1 pseudogene is annotated in these 254 nt (G+C 61.4%); it reads left to right on the top strand.

Annotated elements, in window-relative coordinates:
* Positions 1-127: pseudogene (locus tag D3227_RS40975) on the top strand (IS630 family transposase); the annotation flags it as partial.
* Positions 128-254 lie beyond the last annotated feature (127 nt).

Here is a 254-nt window from a genome sequence, read left to right on the forward strand (position 1 = left end):
ACGGAGTTCGCCTCAGAAGCATGTCTGGCGGGCGCGGATCATTCTGTTGAGCGGTGATGGCCTGGGGACCGCCGCGATCATGACGATGACAGCCAAGTCGAAGACCTGCGTGTGGCGCTGGCAGGAGGTAAGCGCTCATTTCCCCGCACGTTGACGGCCCTTGCAACAACTGATCGCTTTCAGACGGACGCGTCGGGTCAGGCTGCGGCGGCTTTGGCGAAGTTGAAGGGCAGCAGATCGTCGATATCAGCGTC

The sequence above is a fragment of the Mesorhizobium waimense genome, from assembly GCF_003601975.1.
Taxonomy (GTDB): domain Bacteria; phylum Pseudomonadota; class Alphaproteobacteria; order Rhizobiales; family Rhizobiaceae; genus Mesorhizobium; species Mesorhizobium waimense.